This is a genomic window from Mesorhizobium ciceri WSM4083 (assembly GCF_000519305.1).
Taxonomy (GTDB): domain Bacteria; phylum Pseudomonadota; class Alphaproteobacteria; order Rhizobiales; family Rhizobiaceae; genus Mesorhizobium; species Mesorhizobium ciceri_B.
On record NZ_KI912610.1, the window covers coordinates 218461 to 241644 of the forward strand.

The window sequence follows — 23184 nt, forward strand, 5'->3', positions numbered from 1 at the left end:
TGCCCCAACTCACTGTCTGTCAGAGCCGCGCCCGGCCGTCGCATCGCGCAGCAATGAAGCACCGGCTTCAAAGCCAGCAATCTCGGCTTCCTCGATGGCTGTCCTGTAGTCATCGATGCGGGTTTCGAGCGCCGGGTCGGCGCCCGCCGCCAAAAGCAGGCGGATCGCATCGACACTGCCGATTGCCACCGAATAGTGAAGCGGCGTCCAATCGTTCACACCCCGCATGTTGGGGTCAGCACCGCCTTCGATCAATGCCCGCACTATGTCCAGCCTGTCGGCCCGGTCGGTGGACAGCGCCGCAATGATGGACGGAAACCCGCCGTGATCCTGATAATTCGGATCCGAGCCGGCACCCAGCAAGGTCGAGATGAAGCCGACGGGACTCCAATAGATCGCATATTCCAGCGGATGCCCGAGGCCGAGCTCGAACGGCATGCGTTCGTCGAACCAGCGGGAAGAGCCGCCCAACGCCATGCCGAGGCCCTCGAAGTCGCCGGCCTTGAAGGCATCGTCGATAGCCTTGAACAGGCGATGGCGCTCGCATCGATCTTCCGGGACTTCCGACATCGCTGTGATCCAGAAGGCGAAACCATCGGCCTATATGCCCCGATCCCCTGCGTGTGGAAAGGCGGTCGTCCGATGCGTCTAGCAGGTCGACGATGCGCACACCATTTCACGGATTGCTGATATAAGTCATCGCTGAATAATGATCTGCATCGCGGAGGTAGCTTTCCGGCATGCCATTCCAGCTTAGTGAGCAAACGCAGCAAATTCTTTCGCTAATTTGCATTCTGTTAGCTGGCGTCTTCATTGGCATGGCCTTGGAACGTCTCCTATCGAGGAAACGGAGGCAGGCATGGAGGGAGAGCAACCGCAGGCGCTGGGCGAGAGAGCGCAGAGGGGGCGACATCCTTAGCGGCCTATGGGTTGCCCCGAAGCCTGTTTCCGCGCCACCGAAACCAACTGATCCTGCTGACCAGTTGCGGATTGTCATGGGTGCGAGCTTCACTATTCAACCGCTCCTCAACAGGAGTGAAGTGCGCGTCTTCAAGGAACTTGATCGCATGGTGATCAGCTGTAATCCGGGATGGCAGGTGATGGCCCAAGTGTCACTGGGCGAAATTTTGCGCAGCGCGAACGCGGACGCCTACAGCTGCATCAACTCGAAACGAGTGGACCTTCTTCTTGTGGACGAGGCCTGTCTGCCTCGACATGCGCTCGAATACCAAGGCCATGCGCATCACCAAGGCACAGCAGCAGCACGTGATGCGGTCAAAAAGGAAGCCCTGCGACGTGCTGGCATCAGTTACCATGAGATCGTCGGCGGCCACACGACACCTTCGGAACTCAGGCGACTGGTTGAGAAGCTCGTGGATAAGCCCACGGCGCCGCAATAGCTGGCCTTTGCAATGTGGATATCTCGGAACCTGATTGGTTTTCGAGTCTCCGCCAGAAATGGCGGAGCCGGCCCGGGGACGGGGCCGGCTCCTTTCACCCGGTCGTTGGGGACGGGGAGGGTGGGGACTCGACCGGGTTTCTCCTTAAGCGGTCGCATTCATGCGGCGCGCTTGATCTCTGTTTTAGCGGACGCTGGCGACCGCGTCGGAGCGGCCGTCATTGATCGTCACCCAAACGCCGGAATTCTGGTCCGACTGGCGCTTGAGATAGGTGTAGTCGGTGTCCGTCCAGGACAGGACCTTGGTTTCCAGATTGTCGAGGATGAATTCTCCAAGGCTCGTGCGCACGGTCAGCACCGCGTGGCCATCGCCATTCGGCTGGCGCGCCACCGTCATCAGCAGATTGCCGGCGGGGACGCCCGCATCCATCAACTCGCGGCGCTTTTCGAGCGCGTAGTCCTCGCAATCGCCATAGCCATTGGCCGGATAGGCCCAATATTCCTCGGCACCGTAGTTTTCCATATCGGTGCGCGGCTTGATGCGGGTGTTGACCGAATTGTTGATGTTGACGATCGTCGCCCACAGTTTGCGGGTCAGTTCGACCGGCGCACCCCTGGGGGTCCGTTCGCTGCATTCGCCAGGACTGCGCTGGCAGAACTCATAGTGGCCAACAGGCTGGGTGGTGCGTCCGCCGGTGTGCATATAGGCCGGTCCCGCGGCATATGCTGATCCCCAAGCGGAAAGCTGCATCGCCATTGCCACCAGCAACAGCTTGCCCCTCGTTTTCTTCATTGTTGTAGTCTCCCCGTTCGAAGGAGACATTGCCACATGTGGATTTATTTGACGCAAAAGCCCGAAGTAGATATTGAGTAAAACTCCAGTAGAATAAACGTAAAATTTGAATCATTTGAGTATTAATTCGTTTGGATATTGAGGCGCCAATCTCGGCGCGCGGAGGGCTCCCAAGCCCTGCCAAGAGTGGCCTAAGCATGCCAGTCATGGCGTCGAAAACAAAAAACCGGCCACAAGGGCCGGTTTCCTGGAGTGTCGCTGTCGGGCCTGCTCAGGTGCGTGGCGTGTTGAATTCGGAATCGAGCGTTTCGGGGCGCTGGATCACAGCGAATTCGATGGCGACGCCGTCCTCGAAATGACGCACGACCTGCCCGCGCATGGTGCCAAGCATAACCTGGATGCCAATCGCCGGCTTGACGTCGATCTCGACCGCGGCGCCGGAGAGCGAAAGGTCGATGATTCGGCACTGGTACTGGCGGCCGTCGGTGAGTTGCAGCACGCTGGTCGGATTGCGCGGCGCGACGCGCTCGTGGCGGCGATCTTCCGGCAGGTCGAGTTCATGCTTGTTGGCGAGCCAGGTCAATTGCGCGGCCAGCTTGTCCTTCTTGCGATCCGACGCGATGACGGTCATCGCGAAACCGTCCTGCAAGGTGCGGGTGACGACACCTTCGATGCGGCCGATATGATCGATGTAGGCAATGATTTTTTCGCCGGGCATGCCGATGCGGTCGGTGCGAAACGCGACATTGCCCGGTGACATGTCGACGACCTGGCAGGGGTGTTCGGTGCGGTCTTCCAGCATGAAGCGTCCGTAGATTTTAACCCGGACGCGCTGAAAGTTACGCCTTTCAGCTTGGGACGGCGCATAGTCGACCGCCGCTGACCTCATGACTGCCTACACCCCGTTTGGCATCCCGCGCGCCGATGCGAGGAACTTCATCAGAGAAGTACAACAAAGCGGGTTAACAAAGGGAAAAAGCGGGCGCTCCAGGGTTTCCTTTTTGCAGGTCGCGGTGCCAAAACAGCCGCGCAGTTTTGGGCGACGTGCATCAGGCCGCAAACGGACTATTCCTCGCGCCCGCCATCGAAGACGACGAGATGGCGGATGCGGCGCGCCCGGCCGAGCGCCGAGATCGTCTCGGGTGCTCCAAGTTCATCGGGAGCGAGCGAGGGAACATCGATGGCCGGACGGTTGTTGAGGAGCTCCTTCTCCGGATCGATGACGCGTATCGAATCGATCAACGCATCGGTGATCGGATCGGCACCCAGCCAGAAGGGTTTCTCCACGGCGCTGATGACGCCCAGGCAGCGTGGATTTTCGACGCCGCCGTCAAGCGGCAGGGCAAGCAGTTCGAACTTGTTGGAGCGCCCGTTGCGGCTAAAACCCTCATAGCTGATCAGCACGACCGACTTCTGCTCGAAGACGCCATGGATCAGGCGCGAGACGAGCCGCTGATCCTTCTCACGCCACAGCGATGGAAAGGAAAACCCCTTGAGTTCGCGGCCGTAGCAGGCGCAAAGCCTCGTGCCGGCCAGCCGGAATACGGCCTGTCCGCGCGTGTCACGTTCCAGGATAAAGGTGTCGGCCAGCAGCGACTTGATGTCGGCCGGTTCGACCTCCGAACGCTTCGGGGCAGGGCGTCCATCACGCAGGCGGTTCCAATATTGGAACAGCGTGATCGATCCATTCTGGTTCATACTATGCTGCTCCGCGCAATCTGTCGTCTGATGTCCCATCGGTGAACAGAAGGGCGCCCTCCGATGACCTACATGCGTTGCGGAGCAGGAAGCGTGCCAGCGTCGTTAACACTTGTTCACGGGTCGGGGCCGTTAAGGTTAACAAGTGGTTTACGTTGCATCGAAGCGAGCCCCGTGGCACACAAAAACCACTCCAGAAGCGGTCGTTTCGCGACGATCGGCAGCACTTCAGTCAAGAGTTTTAGGGGAGCAGGGGGCTCGACCAGCCGTTCAAGGGAAACCTTGAACGGCTTTTTTTTGATTCGCGCCGCGGCGATTCGCGGTTTGCGGTTCGGTCCGCGGTGATCTAGATGCTCGAACCTGAATCCTCGCGTTGAGTGCAATTTCAAATGAGCGAACCGGTAACGCCCTCGGAAATCGACCCTGTCGAGGGCGCCCCTGAGCCACGGCGGCGCGAGCCGGTGTTCAACCTGCCGCCCGTCGTGCTGGCGGTGATCGGCATCTGCGTCGTCGTCTATCTGTTGCAGCAATATGTGTTGAGCGAATCCCAGCAGATGACATTGCTGTATGACGGGGCCTTCATCCCCGTTCTCTACACCGGGCAATACGGCTTCGACTGGTTCCTGTTTTCGCGGCCCTTCACCTACGCCTTCATGCATGGCGGCTTTGCCCATATCGCCATCAACATGGTGTGGCTCGCCGCATTTGGTTCACCATTGGCAAACCGTCTGGGAACGCTGTGGTTCGCGCTGTTCTTCGCCGCAACCGGGTTGGCTTCGGTCGCGCTTTTCTGGGCATTGCATCCTTATGGCGAGGCGCCGCTTGTTGGCGCTTCCGGCGCGATCTCCGGCATGATGGGGGCTGCGGCGCGTTTTGGCTTCCGCACCGACCGTTCGGCCGGCAAGGCCGCCTTCGCCGGCCCTGTCCTGCCGATCGCATTCGTATTGCGCTTGCGCGGTGTCGTGATCTTCCTCGCCATGTGGATGGTCATCAATCTCGCCACCGGCCTGCTCGGTTTTGTCCCGGGGGCAGACGGCCAGATCGCCTGGGAGGCCCACATTGGCGGCTTTGTCGCCGGCTTCTTCGGCCTGCGCTGGTTCGACAGGCGATGGCAGGCGCCCGAGTGGGAGACGACCGACCACCGCACTTGAAATGCAACCGATCACGGCGCACGATGTTCACTCTTACGTGAAGGCCGGTCAGGGCAGGAACCGGCAGGCAAAGCAGAGGAGGACGCCATGACGGTGAAGGCAATTCTCGAGAGAAAAGGCCATGACGTGTTGACGCTCGGGCCGAACGAAAAGCTGAGCGAAGCCATCCGCATCCTGGCAGAGCACAAGATCGGTGCGCTGGTCATCACCAATGGCGATCGCAAGATCGTCGGCATCCTGTCGGAGCGCGACATCGTGCGGGTGGTCGCCCGCGAAGGTGGAGCCGCGCTCGATATCGCCGTGCGTTCGGCGATGACGCCGAAGGTGAAGATCTGCAACGAAAACCACACCGTCAACGAGGTGATGGAGATCATGACCCGAGGCCGCTTCCGCCATCTGCCGGTGGAGAAGGACGGCATGCTCGATGGCATCGTGTCCATCGGTGACGTGGTCAAGCGCCGGATCGAGGATGTCGAGCGCGAGGCCGACCAGATCAGGGCCTATATCGCCACCGCCTGAACGGTGAGGCGAACCGCCGGCCGGAGAACCGACCGGCGGAGCCGTGGTTTACCTGTTGTCGAGTTCGGAACGGACGAGTTTGAGCCCGCGCCGGGTGATGCGGTAGGGTCCGCCATCCGACGACGAAACCGCCTTCTTCCGCTTCAGCTTTCGAAACATGTCGAGATCGACGTCCGGATAGTGCCAGCCGTCGCGGGTCAGGCATTTGACGGAGGCGATCCGCTTCTTCTCGTCCTTTTCGATTTCAATGCGTCCGCCCTGCGCGAGCAGGTGCAGGATGCGCTGTTCAGTGCGCGAAATATCCATGTGAGAGTCTTCCGGGAAAACAAAAAATGCCGCCGCCGCGAAGCTTCGCGGCACGGGGTTTCAGGTTTTCTGCCCTGCCTCGCCAGGAGGTCAGGGCCTTACCGGGACTGAGCGTAAGTGGACATCCACTCTCCATTGGAATGGACGTCCTATAGGCGAAAGCGGCTGAGAAGGCCAGTCCGTGGCTTTGCGCTTGTGTTTTTTGGGCGCTTGTCTCGCGAAGCGGTTTGCACTAGCGAAGTTGCAAACCAAAATATGCGTAAATGCATAATCCGAGTTCCAATACGCAGGCCACAATGTCCCTCATCGACACCCGCACACCCGACGCCAAGCGCCTTGTTTCCGGTGCCACCGGCGACTGGGAGATCATCATCGGCCTCGAGGTCCATGCGCAGGTCACATCGGAAGCAAAGCTGTTTTCGGGCGCCTCGACCGCCTTCGGCGCGGCGCCCAACGCCAATGTCAGCCTGGTCGATGCGGCGATGCCCGGCATGCTGCCGGTCATCAACGAGGAATGCGTCAAGCAGGCGATCCGCACCGGCCTGGGGCTGAAGGCGCAGATCAACCACAAGTCGGTCTTCGATCGGAAGAACTACTTTTATCCCGACCTGCCGCAGGGCTACCAGATCTCGCAGTTCAAGCAGCCGATCGTCGGCGAAGGCACGGTGATCGTTTCGGTCGGCCCGGACCGCCAGGGCGAATTCGAGGACATCGAGGTCGGCATCGAGCGGCTGCATCTGGAGCAGGATGCCGGCAAGTCGATGCACGACCAGCATGCGACCATGTCCTATGTCGATCTCAACCGCTCCGGCGTGGCGCTGATGGAGATCGTCTCCAAGCCGGACATGCGCTCGGCCGACGAGGCCAAGGCTTATGTCACCAAGCTGCGCACCATCGTGCGCTATCTCGGCACCTGCGATGGCAATATGGACGAAGGCTCGATGCGCGCCGACGTCAACGTTTCGGTGCGCAGGCCGGGCGGCGAGTTCGGCACGCGCTGCGAGATCAAGAACGTCAACTCGATCCGCTTCATCGGCCAGGCCATCGACTACGAGGCGCGCAGGCAGATCGCCATCCTCGAGGATGGCGGCAAGATCGACCAGGAGACGCGGCTGTTCGACGCCGTCAAGGGCGAGACGCGCTCAATGCGCTCCAAGGAAGAGGCGCATGATTACCGCTATTTCCCCGATCCGGACCTCTTGCCGCTGGAATTCGACCAGGCCTATGTCGATGCGCTGGCCAAGGAATTGCCGGAACTGCCCGACGACAAGAAGGCGCGGCTGATCTCCTCGCTGGGTCTCTCGACCTATGACGCTTCGATCCTGGTGTCGGAAAAGCCGATCGCCGACTATTTCGAGAAGGTGGCAGCCGGCCGCGACGGCAAGCTGGCCGCCAACTGGGTCATCAACGATCTGCTCGGGCAACTGAACAAGGCGGGCAAGGACATTGAAAATGCTCCGGTTTCCCCCGATCAACTCGGGGCGGTCATCGACCTGATCAAGGACGGCACCATCTCCGGCAAGATCGCCAAGGACCTGTTCGAGATCGTCTGGAATGAGGGCGGCGACCCGCGCCAACTGGTCGAGAGCCGTGGCATGAAGCAGGTCACCGACACCGGCGCCATCGAGAAGGCCGTCGACGAGGTGATCGCAGCCAACCCCGACAAGGTCGAACAGGCACGCGCCAAGCCGAGCATGGCCGGTTGGTTCGTCGGCCAGGTGATGAAGGCGACCGGCGGCAAGGCCAACCCGCAAGCCGTCAACGACCTCGTCAAGGCCAAGCTGGGCATCGAGTAGCGCCGTGTTCGTCCGCACCGCAGGTGAACGCGACCTTGCCGCTGTGCGGACGCTGCTGGTGGAAACGTGGCATGCGACCTATGATGCCATTTATGGTGCTGCCAAAGTCACCGAGATCACCGACGAATGGCACTCGATCGCTTCGCTCCGCTCGCGGCTGACGCGGCCGAATTCGGAATTCCTGGTGGCCGATGACGGCAAGCGGATCGGTGGCATGGCTTTCGCCGCCGCCACCGCCGATGCGAAAATCATCCTGTTGAACCAGCTCTACGTCCATCCGGACTGCCAAAGGCGAGGGATCGGGCAAGCACTGCTCGACGAGGTCGAGGCCAGTTTCCCGGAAGCGCGAACGCTGCGCGTCGAGGTCGAGGAGGCCAATGGCGGCGCCATCGCCTTCTATCGGTCGAAAGAGTTCTTGCCTGTCAGTGCCGCCGAGGAGTCCCGTGATACCTCAAGGCCGACGACGCTGAGTTTCGAGAAGTCGCTCGGATAGATTGCCACCGGGATGAATAGAGCGATCCGGCCATGCGTCATCGCGGCGTTTGCTGTGCCGGCTCACGACGGATATGCAAGGGCATGACCAAACTGTCCCGCATTACAGCGCTGGCGCTGCTCGCCATCATCATTTTCGCGACCTTGTCGCCGATCCAGATGCGGCCGCACCTCGCTGAAGCGAATGTCGAGCGTGCCTTGGCTTATGTCCTGCTGGGCTTCGCCCTGGCGATCGGCTTCCCCAACCGACTGTATCAGGTCGTGATCTTCGTGGCTGTGACCGCCGGCATGCTGGAACTGCTTCAGCTCATTGATCCCGGTCGCCATGCACGCCTCATCGATGCATTGGTGAAAGCCCTTGCCGGGGTGGTTGGGATCGTCGCGGGACACCTGATCGTCAGGGCCGGCCGACAAAAGAGCGAGAGCTAGGCGCGGCAGCAATCCGCCGCGGAGGGATCGAGCCTTCGCGCTAGGCAGCGGGAACCCCCACATTGTCGATCAGCCTGGTCTTACCGAGCCATGCTGCTGCGAGAAGACGCCCTTCGCGGTTTCGACGCCATGGCGCAAGCGTCAGGCTTTCGCGGGCCCCGACATAGTCGACCTCGCGGAAACCGGCGGCGATGAGGTCGCGGCTGGCCTCTTCGGTTGCGTCGTTCTGGTGGGCGCCTGCCGCCAGAGCCACTGCCGTTTTGCGCAATATCACGTTGAGCTGGCGGGCGATCTTCAGTTCGGCCTCATCGAGATAGGCGTTGCGTGACGACATGGCGAGACCATGGGCGTCGCGGATCGTTGGCGCGCCGATGATCTCGACGGGCAGGTCGAGGTCGCGGCAGAGCTGCCTCACCACGCAGAGCTGCTGGTAGTCCTTCTCGCCGAAGACCGCACAGTCGGGCGTTGCCTGCAGGAGGAGCTTTGCCACCACGGTGGCGACGCCGTCGAAAAAGGTCGGCCGAAAGTCCGATTCGAGCCCACCGGAGGGGCCGCCGACCGAGATTTTCGTGGCGAAGCCGGCTGGATACATCTCGCCAACCGTCGGTGTGAAGGCAAGATCGGCCTTTGCCGCGCCGAGCCGGTCGAGATCGCGGGCGAGTTGGCGCGGGTACTTGTCGAGGTCTTCGCTCGGCGCGAACTGGGTCGGGTTGACAAAGATCGACACGACGCAGCGCTCGGCTTTTTCGAGTGCGATCCTAACCAGCGAGATGTGCCCGTCATGCAAAGCGCCCATGGTCGGCACCATGGCGACACGAAGGCCGTCGCGCCGCCAGTCCCGGACTTGCGCGCGAAGTTCGGCAACGCTGTCGACGATCACGGGTTGGCTCATGCATCATCCCTGCTGTTTGTCGCCGAAAAGACATGGCCGGGGCCCGGGAATGTCCGGTTTCGCACCTCGGCTGCATAGGTTTCCGCGGCCTGCGAGATCACGCTGCGCAGATCGGCGTATTCCTTGACGAATTTCGGCACGCGATCGACAGTCAGCCCGACCATGTCGTCGATGACCAGGATCTGGCCGTCGCAGTCGCCGCTGGCACCGATGCCGATGGTTGGAATGGCGAGGCGGCGGCTGATATCGGCGGCGACCCTCTCGACCGTGCCTTCGATGACCACCGAGAAAGCGCCGGCATTCTCGACGGCGAGAGCATCGCGAAGCAATGCCGCAACAGCCTCCTCGGTGCGGCCCTTGATCTTGTAGCCGCCGTCCTTCTCGACCGATTGCGGCTGCAGGCCGATATGTCCCATCACCGGAATGCCGGCGGCGACGATGGCCTCGATCTGGCTGGTCATGTCGAGGCCGCCTTCGAGCTTCACCGCCTGGCAGCCGGTTTCGTCGACGACCCGCCGCGCCGAGGCCACGGCAAGTGCTGCCGAAACCTCATAGCTGCCGGCCGGCAGGTCGACGACGACGCAGGCACTGGCCGAACCGCGCATCACGGCTTGCCCATGTGCGATCATCATCTCCAGCGAGGCACCCAGCGTCGTCTTGTGGCCATGCAGGACCATGGCGACACTGTCGCCGACCAGAAGCAGGTCGACATGGTGATCGAGCAGACGGGCGATGGGATAGGTATAGGCGGTCAGGCAAACGATCGGCGTGCCGCCCTTACGGTGGCGAATCGCCTCGGCGCTGATGCGAATGTCGGTGGTCGGCAATTCCGTGGCCAATCGTCACCTCCCTCGGCCTCAAGCCGGGCTGGATGCAGGCATGGGCGCGCTGAGCTTTAGAAATACCGCAAAGGCTTGGCAAGCGTGGATGCAGCGACCTGGGGGGATCACAGGCTTGTGTCGGGTTTCCGGCAAGCCATTTGCGCGCACGCCATGGCAAAAGCCTTGCCTTCGGCAAGGCCTGACGCCATAAGCAGGAAACGGGCGCTGCCGGCGCGAGGGTTTTGAAATGAAGACTTTCCTTACGCAGTTTTTCACCTGGTGGAACAGCCAGACGATAGGAACCCGCCTGCACACGTGGCGGTATGGCAAGAAGGTCGGCCAGGACGAAACGGGTAACGTCTACTACGAAGGCGGCATCGATTCGGAAGGCCGCACGCGCCGCTGGGTCATCTACCGCAATTATTCGGAAGCTTCGGCGATACCGCCCGGCTGGCACGGCTGGATGCACCACCGCGTCGACGTCGCGCCGTCCAGCGAGGACTACAAGCCGCGCGACTGGCAGAAGCCGCATCAGCCCAACCTGACCGGCAGCCCGGCGGCCTATCGTCCGAAGGGCTCGGTGCTGACCAATCAGCACCGCCCGCAGGTCACCGGCGACTACGATGCCTGGACACCCGGGTCGTAGCGACAGGGTGCAAGCCGGTCCTTTATCGCCACAATTGGTGTTTAGCTGCTTGCTGATCAGAAAACGGCGACTAGCCTTGGCGATCGACAGAATCACCCGGGCGCGAACCACCGGTATCTTTGCATGAGCTTTTCCTACTCTATATCGGCCAGTCTGGCGCTAGCCGCCGGTCTTGCCGTCAGCACCGTGGCCTTCGCCGCTTCGCCTGAGCCCGCGGCACCCGCGCCGGCGCCGCCTGCGGGAGCGGACCGGGTCACCAATGCCGTTGCCGAGTTTGCCGGTATCGACAAAATCACCGGCCGCATCATCACCTTCGATGTCTATATCGACGAGACGGTGCAGTTCGGCGCTTTGCAGGTGACGCCGCGCGTCTGCTATTCGCGGCCACAGACCGAAGAGCCGAAGACAGATTCCTTCGTCGAGGTCGACGAGATCACGCTGGACCGCAAGATCCGCCGCATCTTCACCGGCTGGATGTTTGCCGAAAGCCCCGGCCTCAATGCCGTCGAGCATGCCGTCTACGACGTCTGGCTGAAGGCTTGCAAGCAGAAGTCGGATGTGCCGGCGCCCGATGGCGCCAAGGCAGACTCGACCAAAGCCGAGGCGCCCAAGCCCGCCGCGGCCAAACCGAAAGCCGCGACTGCTCCGGACGTGACAGAGCCAGATGTGACGGAGCCGGACGCTTCGGAACCCGATACGACCAACACCAACTGATCCTCCGGAACCGTCCTTGCCACCATACGTTGGAGCACGGATGAGCGCGCATTTATGCGCAGGGAGGATCTTCCGATGTCAGACAGCAAGCGGATCACGGCCGGCAAGGCAGAGTTGCTGGAACTTGAAAAGGGATTCTGGACGGGCGACGCGGCCTACTATGCGGCCAATGTCGACACCGAATGCCTGGTGGCGTTTCCGCAGATGGCACAGGCGATGGACAATGCGGATCTCGCCAAGACCGCAGCCAAGCCCAACCGCTGGCGCGACCTGCAGATAGATCTCAAGGGCATTATCGAGCCGGGCAGCGACATCATCATGCTGACCTACGAGGCACGTGCGACGCGGGAGAACGGCGAGGCTTATGCCGCGCTGGTCAGCAGCGGCTATGTCCATCGCGTCAACGGCTGGAAGATGATGTTCCATTCGCAGACGCCGTTGGAAGCCGCCACCGGGAAGTAGGCTCAATCCTCAGGAATAGAATTGGGGGCGTCAGGGATAGAACACGGCCTCGCCCTTCAACGCATCGGCGAGCATCTTCTCATACTTGCCGCGCGGCACGTCGACCGCGCCGAACCGCTTGAGGTGCTCGGTGGTGAACTGCGTATCAAGCAGAGCAAAGCCGCGCGCCTTCAAGCGCTCGACGAGGTGGAAGAGGCAGGTCTTGGAGGCGTCCGTCTCCCTGGCGAACATGCTCTCGCCAAAAAACACCCGGCCGAGCGACACGCCATAGAGGCCGCCGACCAGCCGGTCCTCGCGCCACGCTTCGACCGAATGACAATGACCTATCCGATGCAACTCGACATAGGCTTCGCGGATCGGCGCATTGATCCAGGTCGAGCGCCGCTCCACCCGCTTTTCTGCGCAGCCGTCGATCGTGGCTTCGAAATCGAAATCGAAACGAATGTCGAAGGGGTTCTTCCTGATCGTTTTCCTGAGGCTTTTCGGTGCGTGAAAACCATCGAGCGGAATGATGCCGCGCGTCTCTGGCCGCACCCAGAACACCTCCGGGTCGCCGGCACTTTCTGCCATCGGGAAGACGCCCGAGGCGTAGGCCTTGAGCAGCAGGTCGGTGGGGATGCGATAGCCGGGCGCGTAGGGGCGGGTCATCGCGTCTCCGCGCTACTCTTCCTTGGCCAGATATTTTTCCAGCCAGTGGATATCGTAGTCGCCATTGGCGATGTCGGCATTGCCGACGAGATCGCGAAACAGCGGCAACGTCGTCTTGATGCCGTCGACGACGAACTCGTCCAGCGCCCGGCGCAGCCGCATCATGCACTCGACGCGGTTGCGCCCATGCACGATCAGCTTGCCGATCAGGCTGTCGTAATAGGGTGGGATCTTGTAGCCGGAATAGACGCCGGAATCGACGCGGATGCCGAGACCACCCGGTGTGTGGAAATGGGTGATCGTGCCGGGCGAAGGCGTGAAGGTACGCGGATCCTCGGCGTTGATGCGGCATTCGATGGCGTGGCCGTTGAACTTGATGTCCTCCTGCTTCACCGAGAGGCCGCCGCCGGAGGCGACGCGGATCTGCTCGTGCACGAGGTCGATGCCGGTGATCGCTTCCGTCACCGGATGCTCGACCTGCAGGCGCGTGTTCATCTCGATGAAGTAGAACTCGCCATTCTCGTAGAGGAACTCGATCGTGCCGGCGCCGGAATAGCCGAGGTCGGCGATCGCCTTGGCGCAGATGCCGCCGATACGGGCGCGCTCTTCGGCATTGAGGGCGGGCGAGGGCGCCTCTTCCCAGACCTTCTGGTGGCGGCGCTGCAAGGAACAGTCGCGCTCGCCGAAATGCACGCCGCGGCCAAAACCGTCGCCGAACACCTGGACTTCGATATGGCGCGGCTTTTCCAGGTATTTCTCGATATAGACGGCATCGTCGCCGAAGGCCGCACCGGCTTCCGTGCTTGCTGTCTGCAGTGCGATCTCCAGGTCAGCCTCGGTGAGGGCGACCTTCATACCGCGCCCGCCACCGCCTGCCGATGCCTTGATGATCACGGGATAGCCGATCTCGGCGGCAATGCGCCTGGCTTCCTTCTGATCGGTGACGGCGCCGTCCGAACCGGGCACAACCGGAATACCGAGGCGCTTGGCGGTTCGCTTGGCCTCGATCTTGTCGCCCATGATGCGGATATGGTCGCCGGACGGACCGATGAAGGTGATGTTGTGCGCGGCCAGTATGTCGGCGAACTTGGCGTTCTCCGACAGGAAGCCGTAGCCCGGATGCACGGCGTCGGCGCCGGTGATTTCGCAGGCCGCAACGATCTGATGGATGTTGAGATAGCTGTCGCGCGATGGCGGCGGACCGATGCAGACGCTCTCGTCCGCGAGCCGCACATGCATGGCGTCGGCATCGGCGGTCGAATGCACCACCACCGTCTGGATGCCGAGTTCCTTGCAGGCGCGCAGCACCCGGAGGGCGATTTCGCCGCGATTGGCGATGAGGATCTTCTGAAACATCAGGCCCGCTCTACTCGATCACGACGAGCGGCATGCCATATTCGACCGGCTGCGAATCCTCGAAAAGGATCGCGGTCACCGTGCCGGCGCGTGGCGAGGGGATCTGGTTCATCGTCTTCATTGCTTCGATGATCAGCAGCGTCTGGCCTTCCTTGACCTTCTGGCCGACTTCGATGAATGCCTTGGCGTCCGGCGACGGCGCCAGGTAGGCCGTGCCGACCATCGGTGAGGTGACCGCATTCTTGGAAAGGTCCGCCACCACAGGCACGGCAACGGCGGCAGCCTGCGCTGCTGCCGGCGCATAGGCCGGTTGCGGCGCCGCGATCGCATGAACGGCCGGCGCCTGCCGCGAGACGCGCACCTTCAGGTCGCCCAGTTCAACCTCGATCTCGGTGAGGTTGGTGTCGTTCAGGATGCCCGCCAGATCGCGGATCAGTTGCTGGTCAACACCGGTCTTCTTTATCGACATTTTCGAGCCTTCTGTTTGTTGGCCGGTCATAGGCGTGCAGCCAGCGCCTGTAGCGCCAGCGTATAGCCGAGCGGCCCAAAGCCACAGATCATGCCGACGGCGACCGGCGCGACCATGGAGACGTGGCGGAATGGTTCCCGCGCATGGATGTTGGAAAGATGAACTTCGGCCACCGGCAGCGGTGCGACGGCGCGGATGGCGTCGTGGATGGCAATCGAGGTGTGGCTGTAGGCGCCCGGATTGATGACGATGCCGACAGCCTTGTCGCCAGCTTCCTGAATCCAGTCGACAAGGTCGCCCTCATGGTTCGACTGGCGGAAATCGATCTCGAACCCCAGCGCCGTGCCTGCCTGCTTGCAGTCGTCGGCGATCGCGGCAAGCGTCTTGCCGCCATAGATGCCCGGCTCGCGCTTGCCGAGCGCGTTGAGATTGGGACCGTTCAGGACGAAAACCGTTTTCAAAAAAGCCGACCTTTCCCGGCGCCGTCATCAAGCCGGCGCGCTGGGCCCTCTATAATGGGCATAGCCGCCCGCGGAAAGAGCGCAAGTGCGTTCTTTCACTGTCCACAACAGGCGGAAATGTGCCCGTGAGAAATAGCTGGCGAGCAAGATCAGAGTGCGGCTTTCGCCGCCTCGATCTTTTCAGCCAGGACTTCCTGCCCGAGCGCCCCGAACACCACCTCGTTGCCGACGACATAGGACGGGGTTCCGGTGATCGCCAGCTTGTTGGCAAGATCGTAGGTTTTGGCGAGGGCCTCGTTGATTGTCGGGTCCTTCATCTTCTCGCGCAGCGCCGCTTCGTCGGCGCCGAGCGACAGCGCGACCTTCATGGCCGCCGCCTCGGTGGCGCGTCCCTGGCCGCCGAGCAACGCATTGTGGAACTCGCCGTACTTTTCCGGGTGCATCAGGTGGAAGGCCATCGAGACCACGCTCGCCTTCTGTGAATCCGGTCCCAGGATGGGGAATTCCTTGAGCACGAAACGCAGGTCCGGATCGGTCTTGGTCAGCGCCTGCATGTCGTCGATGGCGCGTTTGCAGAAGCCGCAATTGTAGTCGTAGAACTCGACGATGGTGACCTTGCCGTTCGGATTGCCGACGACGCCGTCGAAAGCGGAGTTGAAGATCTGGTCCTTGGCATCCTTGATCACGCCGAGATGAGCGATGCGCTGCTCTTCCTTCTGCTTGGCCTCAAGCGCATCCTGGACCTCCAGGAGGACTTCCGGGTTTTTCAACAAATAGTCGCGGATGATGCCTTCGACTTCGGTGCGGTCGATCTTGGTATCGGCCGCCGCCGTCTCGACCGGCTGCGCGGTACCGGCCTTGGCGATCTGCGTGTTTCCGGCAACGAATCCGAAAGCCAGCATGGCCAGGGCGACCGCAACCCCCGTGGTGCCCAGCAGCAGTGCCTTTTTCATCGTTCCTGTTCCTTCTACCTGTTTTCCGGTCTGGCTATGTCGTGGCGCGCGGCCGGAAGGTTCACTTGATCTTGGTTGACGGCCTGTAGTTTATGATATCCTGGGCGCGAAGCCAGCGCGGCTCGCCGCGTTTCATCTGCTGCTGCGCCCGCATGGCGAAAATCTTCGCATCCTTGTAGTTGCCGGAATAGAAATGGCTTTCGGCGGTGGCAAGTTCCGCGCCAGGTATGTCACCCAACTCGCCATAGGCCTGTGCCAGATAGCGATATCCGGCTGAATTTTCCTTGTCGCGACCGAGGCCATTGTTGATCTGCACGACGGCTTTTTTGAGGGAGTCGGGCGTGCCGACGGCCATCAGTGCCTGGCCCACGGACACCGGCAGCAGACCGGACCGAGCCGAATCGAGGCTGGCTGCCTTGGCATAGGCGTCCGCAGCCTCCTTGGGTTTGTTTGCCTTCATCAGGATGTCGCCGCGCAGTTCCTGGAAGTAGGCATTCTTCGGCTGCGCCTTGATCAGTGCATTGGTCTTGGCGAGAGCGGCGGCGATGTTGCCGAACAGATAGGTCGACTGGGCGTCGCCGTACTGCGCGGCGAGGGTTCCTTGCATCTTTCGCATCAGCCGCGACGCGGCCGCCTGGCCTTCCATGTAGACGGCGATCTTCACCCGCATCATGTCATGGCGCTGCTGCAGCGCGGGCGGGTCCGGCCTGTCGACATTGGGGTCCTGTTTCACCAGCACTTCGAGATTGGCGATGCGGTCCTGCGGCATCGGATGGCTGATCCGATACGGATCGACCTGGGCGCCCGAAAGCGACAGTGCGGTCTGGAAGCGGCGGAATGTCTTCAGCATGCCCATGCCGGACTGGCCGGTGGCGTTGAGATAGGTGATCGCCGAGCGGTCGGCCGTCATCTCCTCGGTGCGCTGATAGGCGAGGATGCTGCGCTGTGCCATCTCGCCGCCGCCAGCGGCCACGCCCATGCCAGCGCCGGCGAGACCGCGGCTGCTGGTTGTGGCACCGGCGACAATGGCGCCGGCGCCAAGCAATGTCGCGATGATGGCCATCGTCTTGGCTCGTTCGAGCTGGTCGCGCAGCTTCTGCTGGTGGCCGCCGGCGATATGACCGGCTTCGTGCGCGATGACGCCGATGATCTCGTTGGGCGTTTCAGCCGTCATCAGCGCGCCGGTGTTGATGAACAGCCGGCGCCCGGTGACGAAGGCGTTGAAACTCTGGTCGTTGACCAGAACGATGTCGATGCCGTCATTCGCCAGGCCGGCCGCCCTGAAGATCGGCCGCGCGTAATCGCGCACCAGCGCCTCGATCTCGGCGTCGCGCACCACCGGCACGTTCTGGGCGAAGGCACTGACCGAACTCGCCATTGCAACGGCAACGCCAAGCGAGAGCGTCGCGAAGACGCGCGCTGCCTGGGCAATCGTCGATCTGGGTCGGCTCAACATGATGGCTCCACTGGTAGACGAGCGGGCGAAAGATGAAAAGTCGGCGCCGGAAACTTCCTCAACTTGTGATCCTCACATCAATCGGGCATTTGTGCGGCACATGCGCCAGTGCCTGGCGCCGTCAGTCATCGGGAATACTGGTTAAATGGTCGTTTCGCTCTCACGCCGTGGCAATGTCGAGCCCTTCCATGCCATGGACATTCTGGCAGAGGCAAACCGGCTGAAGTCCCAGGGCGTGCCGGTTGTTTCGATGGCCGTCGGCCAGCCTTCCGATCCCGCACCGGTTCTGGTTCGCGCCGCAGCAGCCAAGGCGCTGCAGGACGGACGCATCGGCTACACCGACGCGCTCGGACTGGCAGGTTTGCGCAAGGCGATCGCCGGACACTACGCCGATCACTACGGGCTTGATATCGAGCCCGGCCGGATCGCGGTGACCACTGGATCGTCGGCCGCCTTCAACCTTGCCTTCCTGGCGATGTTCGATGGGGGTGACCGGGTCGCCATCGCGGCACCCGGTTATCCCGCTTACCGCAACATCATGGCCGCACTCGGCATCGACGTGGTCGAGATCGAGCTTGGCGACGCCGCCTACCTGCATGCCGGCCATCTGGAGGCCGCGCATCGTGAAAAGCCGCTGAAGGGCGTTCTCTTCGCCAGTCCCGCCAATCCAACCGGCGCGGTCATTCCGGCCGATGAACTGGCGGCCCTGGTAAGGACGGCACAAGACCTCGGCATCGCCGTCATTTCCGACGAGATCTATCACCGGCTGGCCTATGCCGCCCCCGACACCACGGCGCTTGCCTATGGCGGCGACGTGACGGTGATCAATTCTTTCTCCAAATATTACTGCATGACCGGCTGGCGCATCGGCTGGATGGTGCTGCCGCAAGACCTGGTGCGGCCGGTCGAGCGCGTCGCCCAGAGCCTCTATATCTCGCCGCCGGAACTGTCGCAGATCGCCGCGATCGAAGCGTTCAGGGCGACCGAGGAGCTGGAGGCGGTCAAAGGCCGCTACGCCTGGAATCGCGAGCTCTTGATGAAACGCCTGCCGGAACTCGGCTTTCCGCTGGCGGCGCCCATGGACGGCGCCTTCTATGCCTTCTGTGACGTCACCAGGCATACCAATGACAGCATGGACTTCGCGCGAAAGATGCTGGCCGAGGCGCATGTCGCGGCGACGCCCGGCCGCGACTTCGACACCCAGGCGGGGCACCGGACCATGCGTTTCTCCTATGCCGGCAGCCACGACGACATGGTCGAGGCAATGGCGCGCCTCGAACGCTGGTTGAGGTAGCACTATGCCGGAACTTGAACAGGCCTCCAAACTTGATCGGGCGTTGGCCGAAGTCGCAGCCGAAATGGCCGAGCGCACCGATCGCGGCGACGTCGCTTCCTACATTCCGCAGCTGGGCAAGGTCGACCCGAAGAAGTTCGGCATCGCAGCGGTCACCAATGACGGCCGCGTGCTGATGGCCGGCGATGCCGACCAGGCCTTTTCCATCCAGAGCATCTCGAAAGTGTTCACCCTGACACTGGCGCTCGGCAATGTCGGCGACGCGCTGTGGCAGCGGGTAGGACGTGAACCGTCAGGCAATCCGTTCAACTCGATCGTGCAGCTCGAGCATGAGAACGGTATTCCGCGCAATCCGTTCATCAATGCCGGCGCCATCGTCATTTCCGACATCCTGCTTGCCGGTCACCAGCCGCGCGAGGCGATCGGCGAAATCCTGCGCTTCATCCAATTCCTCGCCGACGACGAAACGATCATCATCGACCGGGAGGTCGCGGCGTCCGAACGGGCCACCGGCTATCGCAATTTCGCGCTTGCCAACTACATGAAATCCTTCGGTAATCTCCACCATGCGCCGGAGCTGGCGCTGGGCGTCTACTTTCACCACTGCGCCATCGCCATGAGTTGCCGGCAGCTGGCGCTCGCCGGCCGCTTCCTTGCCAATGGCGGCAAGAACCCGGCGACCGGGCATTCCGTGGTGTCGGCCGAACGGGCACGCCGCATCGGCGCGATGATGCTTACCTGCGGCCATTATGACGGCTCCGGCGATTTCGCCTTCCGCGTCGGTATCCCCGGCAAGAGCGGTGTCGGCGGCGGCATATTGGGCATCGTGCCGGGCGTGGCGTCGCTTGCCGTCTGGTCGCCGGGCCTCAATGCCAACGGCAATTCCAAGCTGGGGTCGATCGCGCTGGAAAAGCTGGCCAGGATGATGAACTGGTCGATCTTCGCGCCGTGATGCATGTCGCCCAAAAGTGCGCAGCGGTTTTGGGACAACGGCATGCATAGAATCAAAGAAGCGTTCTAGCCTTCGCGATCCGGCATAACGGCAGATATGAAAATCCCGCGCCGTCTTCGAGACGGCGCGGGATTTTTTGTCAGATAACTAGCTCAGGTGGCTGAAGGGCTTAGAAAAAGCCCTTCCGCTGCCACCATCCGCCGCGCTTCGGCTTGTCCTCGGTTTTCGCGGCCGGTTCCTCGGCTACGGTCGAAGACACCACCGGCTCGACCGGCGCATTCGCCGCCGCCGGCTTGCGCCGCGACGGGCGGGCCTTCGGTGCCTTCTCGACAGAAGCGATGGCTGCCTCGTCGGATGCGGTGACCGGCGTGTCGACCGGTGCTTCCAGCTCCGCAGCCGACTCATCGTCGACAATTTCGGCCGCGGCCTTCTTCGGCTTGGCCGCGCGACGTGGCTTCTTCGGCTTCTCCGTGGCCGGCGCGTCGTCATTGGCCGGGGCAAGCGCCACCGGCTCTTCGGCCGCTGCGGTAACCACCGGCTCGCTGGCGATCACCTCGGCAGCCGGGACTTCGACCTCGGACGCGTCGGCTGCTTCGCCAGCACTTGCCTCGGCCTCGCCTTCACCGTCTTCGCGGCGGTTGCGCTTGCCGCCGCGCTTGCCGCGCCGGCGCTTTTTGCCCTGGCCTTCGTCCGAAGCTTCAGCTGTCTCGGATGTTTCGGCAACACCGACAGGGGCGTTGTCGTCCACGTCCGTGTCGCCATCGCTGGCGGCCGAGTCCGGGTCCGAAAACTCACCGGCCGGAGCCGAGACGGAAGCACCGTCCGCAGGGGCGCCATGTTCGCGATCGCGATCCTTGCCGCCGCGCCGACGCCGACGCTTCCGGCGCTTGCGGTCGCGGCCTTCGCCTTCCTCACCACCGGCAGCAGGGCGGGGTTGTTGCTGCGGCTGCTGGCGTGGCTGTTCGGCCTGGACCGGCGCCTCGTCATCCTCCTCCTCGGCAACGACAATCTCGTCCTCGGGCTCTTCCGGCTCGACATAGGCCGGGAAGCTGCGCGCCTCGACAAAGCCTTCCGGCTTTTCAGCCAGCGCGCCGCGGAAGATTGCATAGTGCTGCGAACCCACCGAATCGTCTGCCTCGACGGTGATCGTCAGCCCGAAGCGGCTTTCGAGTTCCACCAGCGTGCCGCGCTTGTGGTTGAGCACGTAGAGTGCGGTGGCCGCCGGCGTCCGCACCGTGATGTGGCTGCGCGAATCCTTGAGCAGGAATTCCTCGATCGCCCGCACCACCATCAGCGCGACCGACGAATCGGAGCGCACATGGCCGGTGCCGCCGCAATGCGGGCAGGGCTTCATGGTCGATTCCAGCACGCTGGCGCGGATGCGCTGGCGTGACATCTCCATCAGGCCGAAATGCGAGATACGGCCGACCTGGATGCGCGCACGGTCGTTCTTGAGGTGATCCTTCAGCCGCTTCTCGACGGAGCGGTTGTTGCGGTTCTCCTCCATATCGATGAAGTCGATGACAATCAGGCCGGCAAGGTCGCGCAGCCTGAGCTGACGCGCGACTTCCTCGGCCGCTTCCAGATTGGTGTGGAGCGCGGTGTCCTCGATCGAGTGCTCCTTGGTGGAGCGGCCCGAATTGACGTCGATGGCAACCAGCGCTTCGGTCTGGTTGATGATGATGTAGCCGCCGCTCTTCAGCGTCACCTGCGGCTGCAGCATGCGGTCGAGCTGTGCCTCGATGCCGTTGCGCACGAAGATCGGCGTCGTGTCGCGGAACGGCTGAACCACCTTGGCGTGGCTCGGCATCAGCATGCGCATGAAGTCCTTGGCCTCGCGGTAGCCTTCCTCGCCGGAGACAAGAATCTCGTCGATATCCTTGTTGTAGAGGTCGCGCACCGAGCGCTTGATGAGGCTGCCTTCCTCATAGACCAAGGCAGGGGCTGTGGACTGCAAGGTGAGATTGCGGACATTTTCCCAAAGCCGCATCAGATATTCGTAGTCGCGCTTGATCTCCGCCTTGGTGCGGCTCTCGCCGGCGGTGCGCAGGATGACGCCCATGCCCTGCGGCACTTCGAGATCGGCAACGACCTCCTTCAAGCGCTTGCGGTCGACCGCGCTGGTGATCTTGCGCGAAATGCCGCCGCCACGCGCCGTGTTCGGCATCAGCACCGAATAACGGCCGGCAAGCGACAGGTAGGTGGTCAGTGCCGCGCCCTTGTTGCCGCGTTCTTCCTTGACGACCTGCACCAAGAGGATCTGCCGGCGCTTGATCACTTCCTGGATCTTGTACTGGCGGCGCACCGGCTTGCGGCGGTTGCGCACTTCTTCCAGCGCATCCTCGGCGCCGACCGATTCGACCTCGTGATCGTCGGGATGCGAGGACTGCACTTCTTCCAGCATGCCGCGATCATTGTCGCCGGAGGTCGCTTCGCTGCCTTGTTCGGCCTGCGGGACGGCTTCGGAAATCACATCGGCCTCGACCGAGGCGGCGATTGACGTCGGGCCGCCTTCGCGGGTTTCGCCTTCGTCCTGCTCGGCGGAATCCTCGCCATGTTCTGACGCATCGGCATGTTCGGACGAATCGGCCGCATGTTCGATGATCTCGGACGTGTGCGAGATGTCCTCGACACCAGCGTCGGCGCCTTCTTCCGCTTCGTCGCTTGCCTCGCCGGAATCGGCAGCATCGCGCTTGTGCTCGCCCCGGTCGCGGGGCTTGCCGCCGCGCCTGCGGCCGCGCCGTCCGCGATCGCGGCTCTGGCGGTCATCGCCGTCGCCGTCCTCGTTCTCTTCGTCCTCGGCCTCCTGCGCTTCCGCGCGCAGCAGTGCCTGACGATCGGCGACCGGGATCTGGTAGTAGTCGGGGTGGATTTCACTGAAGGCGAGAAAACCGTGACGGTTGCCGCCATATTCGACAAAGGCTGCCTGAAGGGAGGGCTCTACGCGCGTTACGCGGGCTAGGTAGATGTTTCCTTTGAGCTGCTTCTTGTCCTGGGATTCAAAGTCGAATTCTTCAATACGGTTACCGCGTATGACGACAACGCGTGTTTCCTCCGGGTGGGAGGCGTCTATCAGCATTTTGTTGGGCATTATTTCGTTTCCCCCCGGCAGCCGTCAGCCGCAGCTTGCGAGGCAAAGCCTGCTGCTGCGTGTCTGGAATGTGGGTGCCGGATATTTGAACGTCCGTCGGCCGCCGCTTGAGCGCCATGGCGGTGCCGCCCGCAGCCGTAATGGCGCGGTTTGATGCGGACCTTTCCATGATTGCGCTTGAAGCCATCGTCACCAACAGAACCTTTTGAACCAAAGCCCGGACGGACCGGACCAGCTTGTTTGCTCATACAGAGCCGGCACGGGAACAAACCCGGCCGTTTTCCTCACGCAGGCGATTCCCCCGCCACGGGAGCACGCCTGCGAAATTCGTCGCGATCACCTGAACCCTTTTCGCCTGAAGCGAAAGGAGCCGCCTTTACGTCTGA

The 23184-nt window shown here is 62.4% G+C and carries 25 protein-coding genes; 11 read left to right on the forward strand and 14 right to left on the reverse strand.

Going from position 1 to position 23184, the window contains the following annotated elements; genetic code table 11:
- Positions 1-9 precede the first annotated feature (9 nt).
- Positions 10-570, reverse strand: coding sequence for an ankyrin repeat domain-containing protein (locus MESCI2_RS0126995; protein ID WP_027039193.1), 561 nt, complete (start codon positions 568-570; stop codon positions 10-12).
- A 170-nt stretch (positions 571-740) separates the two neighbouring features.
- Between MESCI2_RS0126995 and MESCI2_RS0127000 the strand changes: the two genes are divergently transcribed.
- Entirely contained in the window at positions 741-1400 is a 660-nt protein-coding gene (locus tag MESCI2_RS0127000; protein ID WP_027039194.1) for a DUF2726 domain-containing protein, read from the forward strand.
- A 183-nt stretch (positions 1401-1583) separates the two neighbouring features.
- Here the strand turns inward: MESCI2_RS0127000 and MESCI2_RS0127005 are convergent, their stop codons facing one another.
- From MESCI2_RS0127005 to MESCI2_RS0127015, 3 genes are all read right to left on the reverse strand, one after another.
- Positions 1584-2192 (reverse strand): transglutaminase-like cysteine peptidase, encoded by a 609-nt coding sequence (locus MESCI2_RS0127005; RefSeq protein ID WP_027039195.1) that lies wholly within the window; start codon positions 2190-2192, stop codon positions 1584-1586.
- 271 nt (positions 2193-2463) lie between these two features.
- On the reverse strand, positions 2464-3081 hold the full coding sequence (locus tag MESCI2_RS0127010) for a PilZ domain-containing protein (protein ID WP_023812149.1): 618 nt from the start codon (positions 3079-3081) through the stop codon (positions 2464-2466).
- A gap of 176 nt (positions 3082-3257) precedes the next feature.
- Complete coding sequence (locus MESCI2_RS0127015) at positions 3258-3890, reverse strand: PAS domain-containing protein (protein WP_027039196.1); 633 nt, start codon at positions 3888-3890, stop codon at positions 3258-3260.
- A gap of 389 nt (positions 3891-4279) precedes the next feature.
- Between MESCI2_RS0127015 and MESCI2_RS0127020 the strand changes: the two genes are divergently transcribed.
- Together MESCI2_RS0127020 and MESCI2_RS0127025 are read left to right on the forward strand one after the other, a co-directional pair.
- Positions 4280-5041, forward strand: a complete 762-nt coding sequence (locus MESCI2_RS0127020) for a rhomboid family intramembrane serine protease (RefSeq protein ID WP_027039197.1) — start codon at positions 4280-4282, stop codon at positions 5039-5041.
- Positions 5042-5128: 87 nt separating this feature from the next.
- Positions 5129-5560 carry a CBS domain-containing protein gene (locus MESCI2_RS0127025; protein ID WP_027039198.1) on the forward strand — a complete coding sequence of 144 codons (432 nt, stop codon included), beginning with the start codon at positions 5129-5131 and terminating at the stop codon, positions 5558-5560.
- A gap of 48 nt (positions 5561-5608) precedes the next feature.
- Here the strand turns inward: MESCI2_RS0127025 and MESCI2_RS0127030 are convergent, their stop codons facing one another.
- On the reverse strand, positions 5609-5866 hold the full coding sequence (locus tag MESCI2_RS0127030; RefSeq protein WP_027039199.1) for a YjhX family toxin: 258 nt from the start codon (positions 5864-5866) through the stop codon (positions 5609-5611).
- 296 nt (positions 5867-6162) lie between these two features.
- Here MESCI2_RS0127030 and gatB point away from each other — a divergent pair, with 296 nt between their 5' ends.
- The 3 genes from gatB (at position 6163) to MESCI2_RS0127045 (ending at position 8583) form a co-directional block, all read left to right on the forward strand.
- A complete protein-coding gene (gatB, locus tag MESCI2_RS0127035) occupies positions 6163-7662 on the forward strand; it encodes an Asp-tRNA(Asn)/Glu-tRNA(Gln) amidotransferase subunit GatB (protein ID WP_027039200.1) in 1500 nt (499 codons plus the stop codon).
- A 4-nt stretch (positions 7663-7666) separates the two neighbouring features.
- The gene (locus MESCI2_RS01000000135795) at positions 7667-8155 is read left to right on the forward strand and encodes a GNAT family N-acetyltransferase (protein WP_032901398.1); all 489 of its coding nucleotides are present in this window, start codon (positions 7667-7669) and stop codon (positions 8153-8155) included.
- Positions 8156-8238: 83 nt separating this feature from the next.
- Positions 8239-8583: a hypothetical protein gene (locus MESCI2_RS0127045; RefSeq protein WP_027039201.1), complete on the forward strand. Its 345-nt coding sequence runs from the start codon at positions 8239-8241 to the stop codon at positions 8581-8583.
- 40 nt (positions 8584-8623) lie between these two features.
- Here the strand turns inward: MESCI2_RS0127045 and panC are convergent, their stop codons facing one another.
- Entirely contained in the window at positions 8624-9475 is an 852-nt protein-coding gene (panC, locus tag MESCI2_RS0127050) for a pantoate--beta-alanine ligase (RefSeq protein WP_027039202.1), read from the reverse strand.
- The gene (panB, locus tag MESCI2_RS0127055) at positions 9472-10314 is read right to left on the reverse strand and encodes a 3-methyl-2-oxobutanoate hydroxymethyltransferase (RefSeq protein ID WP_027039203.1); all 843 of its coding nucleotides are present in this window, start codon (positions 10312-10314) and stop codon (positions 9472-9474) included. Before panB ends, panC begins: the two co-directional genes overlap by 4 nt.
- Positions 10315-10543: 229 nt before the next feature.
- On the opposite strand from panB, the gene MESCI2_RS0127060 reads away from it, so the two are divergent.
- The 3 genes from MESCI2_RS0127060 (at position 10544) to MESCI2_RS0127070 (ending at position 12118) form a co-directional block, all read left to right on the forward strand.
- Positions 10544-10942 (forward strand): NADH:ubiquinone oxidoreductase subunit NDUFA12, encoded by a 399-nt coding sequence (locus tag MESCI2_RS0127060; RefSeq protein WP_027039204.1) that lies wholly within the window; start codon positions 10544-10546, stop codon positions 10940-10942.
- 123 nt (positions 10943-11065) lie between these two features.
- Positions 11066-11656, forward strand: a complete 591-nt coding sequence (locus tag MESCI2_RS0127065) for a DUF2155 domain-containing protein (RefSeq protein ID WP_027039205.1) — start codon at positions 11066-11068, stop codon at positions 11654-11656.
- A 75-nt stretch (positions 11657-11731) separates the two neighbouring features.
- Positions 11732-12118 carry a hypothetical protein gene (locus tag MESCI2_RS0127070; RefSeq protein ID WP_027039206.1) on the forward strand — a complete coding sequence of 129 codons (387 nt, stop codon included), beginning with the start codon at positions 11732-11734 and terminating at the stop codon, positions 12116-12118.
- A gap of 30 nt (positions 12119-12148) precedes the next feature.
- On the opposite strand, the gene aat is transcribed toward MESCI2_RS0127070, so the two are convergent.
- From aat to MESCI2_RS0127100, 6 genes are all read right to left on the reverse strand, one after another.
- Positions 12149-12766 carry a leucyl/phenylalanyl-tRNA--protein transferase gene (aat, locus tag MESCI2_RS0127075; protein WP_027039207.1) on the reverse strand — a complete coding sequence of 206 codons (618 nt, stop codon included), beginning with the start codon at positions 12764-12766 and terminating at the stop codon, positions 12149-12151.
- 12 nt (positions 12767-12778) lie between these two features.
- Positions 12779-14122: an acetyl-CoA carboxylase biotin carboxylase subunit gene (accC, locus tag MESCI2_RS0127080; RefSeq protein ID WP_023812133.1), complete on the reverse strand. Its 1344-nt coding sequence runs from the start codon at positions 14120-14122 to the stop codon at positions 12779-12781.
- A 10-nt stretch (positions 14123-14132) separates the two neighbouring features.
- On the reverse strand, positions 14133-14591 hold the full coding sequence (gene accB / locus MESCI2_RS0127085) for an acetyl-CoA carboxylase biotin carboxyl carrier protein (RefSeq protein ID WP_013531358.1): 459 nt from the start codon (positions 14589-14591) through the stop codon (positions 14133-14135).
- 26 nt (positions 14592-14617) lie between these two features.
- Positions 14618-15052, reverse strand: coding sequence for a type II 3-dehydroquinate dehydratase (aroQ, locus tag MESCI2_RS0127090; RefSeq protein WP_013531359.1), 435 nt, complete (start codon positions 15050-15052; stop codon positions 14618-14620).
- Between the two features lie 149 nt (positions 15053-15201).
- Positions 15202-16005, reverse strand: a complete 804-nt coding sequence (locus MESCI2_RS0127095; RefSeq protein ID WP_027039208.1) for a DsbA family protein — start codon at positions 16003-16005, stop codon at positions 15202-15204.
- A gap of 61 nt (positions 16006-16066) precedes the next feature.
- Positions 16067-17461, reverse strand: coding sequence for a M48 family metalloprotease (locus MESCI2_RS0127100; RefSeq protein ID WP_027039209.1), 1395 nt, complete (start codon positions 17459-17461; stop codon positions 16067-16069).
- A 145-nt stretch (positions 17462-17606) separates the two neighbouring features.
- On the opposite strand from MESCI2_RS0127100, the gene MESCI2_RS0127105 reads away from it, so the two are divergent.
- Entirely contained in the window at positions 17607-18755 is a 1149-nt protein-coding gene (locus MESCI2_RS0127105) for a pyridoxal phosphate-dependent aminotransferase (RefSeq protein ID WP_027039210.1), read from the forward strand.
- A 4-nt stretch (positions 18756-18759) separates the two neighbouring features.
- Entirely contained in the window at positions 18760-19707 is a 948-nt protein-coding gene (locus tag MESCI2_RS0127110; RefSeq protein ID WP_027039211.1) for a glutaminase, read from the forward strand.
- A 169-nt stretch (positions 19708-19876) separates the two neighbouring features.
- On the opposite strand, the gene MESCI2_RS0127115 is transcribed toward MESCI2_RS0127110, so the two are convergent.
- A complete protein-coding gene (locus MESCI2_RS0127115) occupies positions 19877-22798 on the reverse strand; it encodes an Rne/Rng family ribonuclease (protein ID WP_027039212.1) in 2922 nt (973 codons plus the stop codon).
- Positions 22799-23184: the final 386 nt, after the last annotated feature.

What these genes read in the sequence shown, in the direction of transcription:
- MESCI2_RS0127110 (WP_027039211.1), top strand. Translation starts at nt 18,760, where the DNA reads ATGCCGGAACTTGAACAGGCCTCCAAACTTGATCGGGCGTTGGCCGAA.
- MESCI2_RS0127065 (WP_027039205.1), top strand. Translation starts at nt 11,066, where the DNA reads ATGAGCTTTTCCTACTCTATATCGGCCAGTCTGGCGCTAGCCGCCGGT.
- accB (WP_013531358.1), bottom strand. Translation starts at nt 14,591, where the DNA reads ATGTCGATAAAGAAGACCGGTGTTGACCAGCAACTGATCCGCGATCTG.
- MESCI2_RS0127010 (WP_023812149.1), bottom strand. Translation starts at nt 3,081, where the DNA reads ATGAGGTCAGCGGCGGTCGACTATGCGCCGTCCCAAGCTGAAAGGCGT.
- MESCI2_RS0127000 (WP_027039194.1), top strand. Translation starts at nt 741, where the DNA reads ATGCCATTCCAGCTTAGTGAGCAAACGCAGCAAATTCTTTCGCTAATT.
- MESCI2_RS0127095 (WP_027039208.1), bottom strand. Translation starts at nt 16,005, where the DNA reads ATGAAAAAGGCACTGCTGCTGGGCACCACGGGGGTTGCGGTCGCCCTG.
- MESCI2_RS0127060 (WP_027039204.1), top strand. Translation starts at nt 10,544, where the DNA reads ATGAAGACTTTCCTTACGCAGTTTTTCACCTGGTGGAACAGCCAGACG.
- MESCI2_RS0127045 (WP_027039201.1), top strand. Translation starts at nt 8,239, where the DNA reads ATGACCAAACTGTCCCGCATTACAGCGCTGGCGCTGCTCGCCATCATC.
- MESCI2_RS0127030 (WP_027039199.1), bottom strand. Translation starts at nt 5,866, where the DNA reads ATGGATATTTCGCGCACTGAACAGCGCATCCTGCACCTGCTCGCGCAG.
- MESCI2_RS0127020 (WP_027039197.1), top strand. Translation starts at nt 4,280, where the DNA reads ATGAGCGAACCGGTAACGCCCTCGGAAATCGACCCTGTCGAGGGCGCC.
- MESCI2_RS0127100 (WP_027039209.1), bottom strand. Translation starts at nt 17,461, where the DNA reads ATGTTGAGCCGACCCAGATCGACGATTGCCCAGGCAGCGCGCGTCTTC.
- MESCI2_RS0126995 (WP_027039193.1), bottom strand. Translation starts at nt 570, where the DNA reads ATGTCGGAAGTCCCGGAAGATCGATGCGAGCGCCATCGCCTGTTCAAG.
- gatB (WP_027039200.1), top strand. Translation starts at nt 6,163, where the DNA reads ATGTCCCTCATCGACACCCGCACACCCGACGCCAAGCGCCTTGTTTCC.
- MESCI2_RS0127005 (WP_027039195.1), bottom strand. Translation starts at nt 2,192, where the DNA reads ATGAAGAAAACGAGGGGCAAGCTGTTGCTGGTGGCAATGGCGATGCAG.
- MESCI2_RS0127070 (WP_027039206.1), top strand. Translation starts at nt 11,732, where the DNA reads ATGTCAGACAGCAAGCGGATCACGGCCGGCAAGGCAGAGTTGCTGGAA.
- aat (WP_027039207.1), bottom strand. Translation starts at nt 12,766, where the DNA reads ATGACCCGCCCCTACGCGCCCGGCTATCGCATCCCCACCGACCTGCTG.
- MESCI2_RS0127015 (WP_027039196.1), bottom strand. Translation starts at nt 3,890, where the DNA reads ATGAACCAGAATGGATCGATCACGCTGTTCCAATATTGGAACCGCCTG.
- MESCI2_RS0127025 (WP_027039198.1), top strand. Translation starts at nt 5,129, where the DNA reads ATGACGGTGAAGGCAATTCTCGAGAGAAAAGGCCATGACGTGTTGACG.
- MESCI2_RS0127105 (WP_027039210.1), top strand. Translation starts at nt 17,607, where the DNA reads ATGGTCGTTTCGCTCTCACGCCGTGGCAATGTCGAGCCCTTCCATGCC.
- panC (WP_027039202.1), bottom strand. Translation starts at nt 9,475, where the DNA reads ATGAGCCAACCCGTGATCGTCGACAGCGTTGCCGAACTTCGCGCGCAA.
- MESCI2_RS0127115 (WP_027039212.1), bottom strand. Translation starts at nt 22,798, where the DNA reads ATGCCCAACAAAATGCTGATAGACGCCTCCCACCCGGAGGAAACACGC.
- accC (WP_023812133.1), bottom strand. Translation starts at nt 14,122, where the DNA reads ATGTTTCAGAAGATCCTCATCGCCAATCGCGGCGAAATCGCCCTCCGG.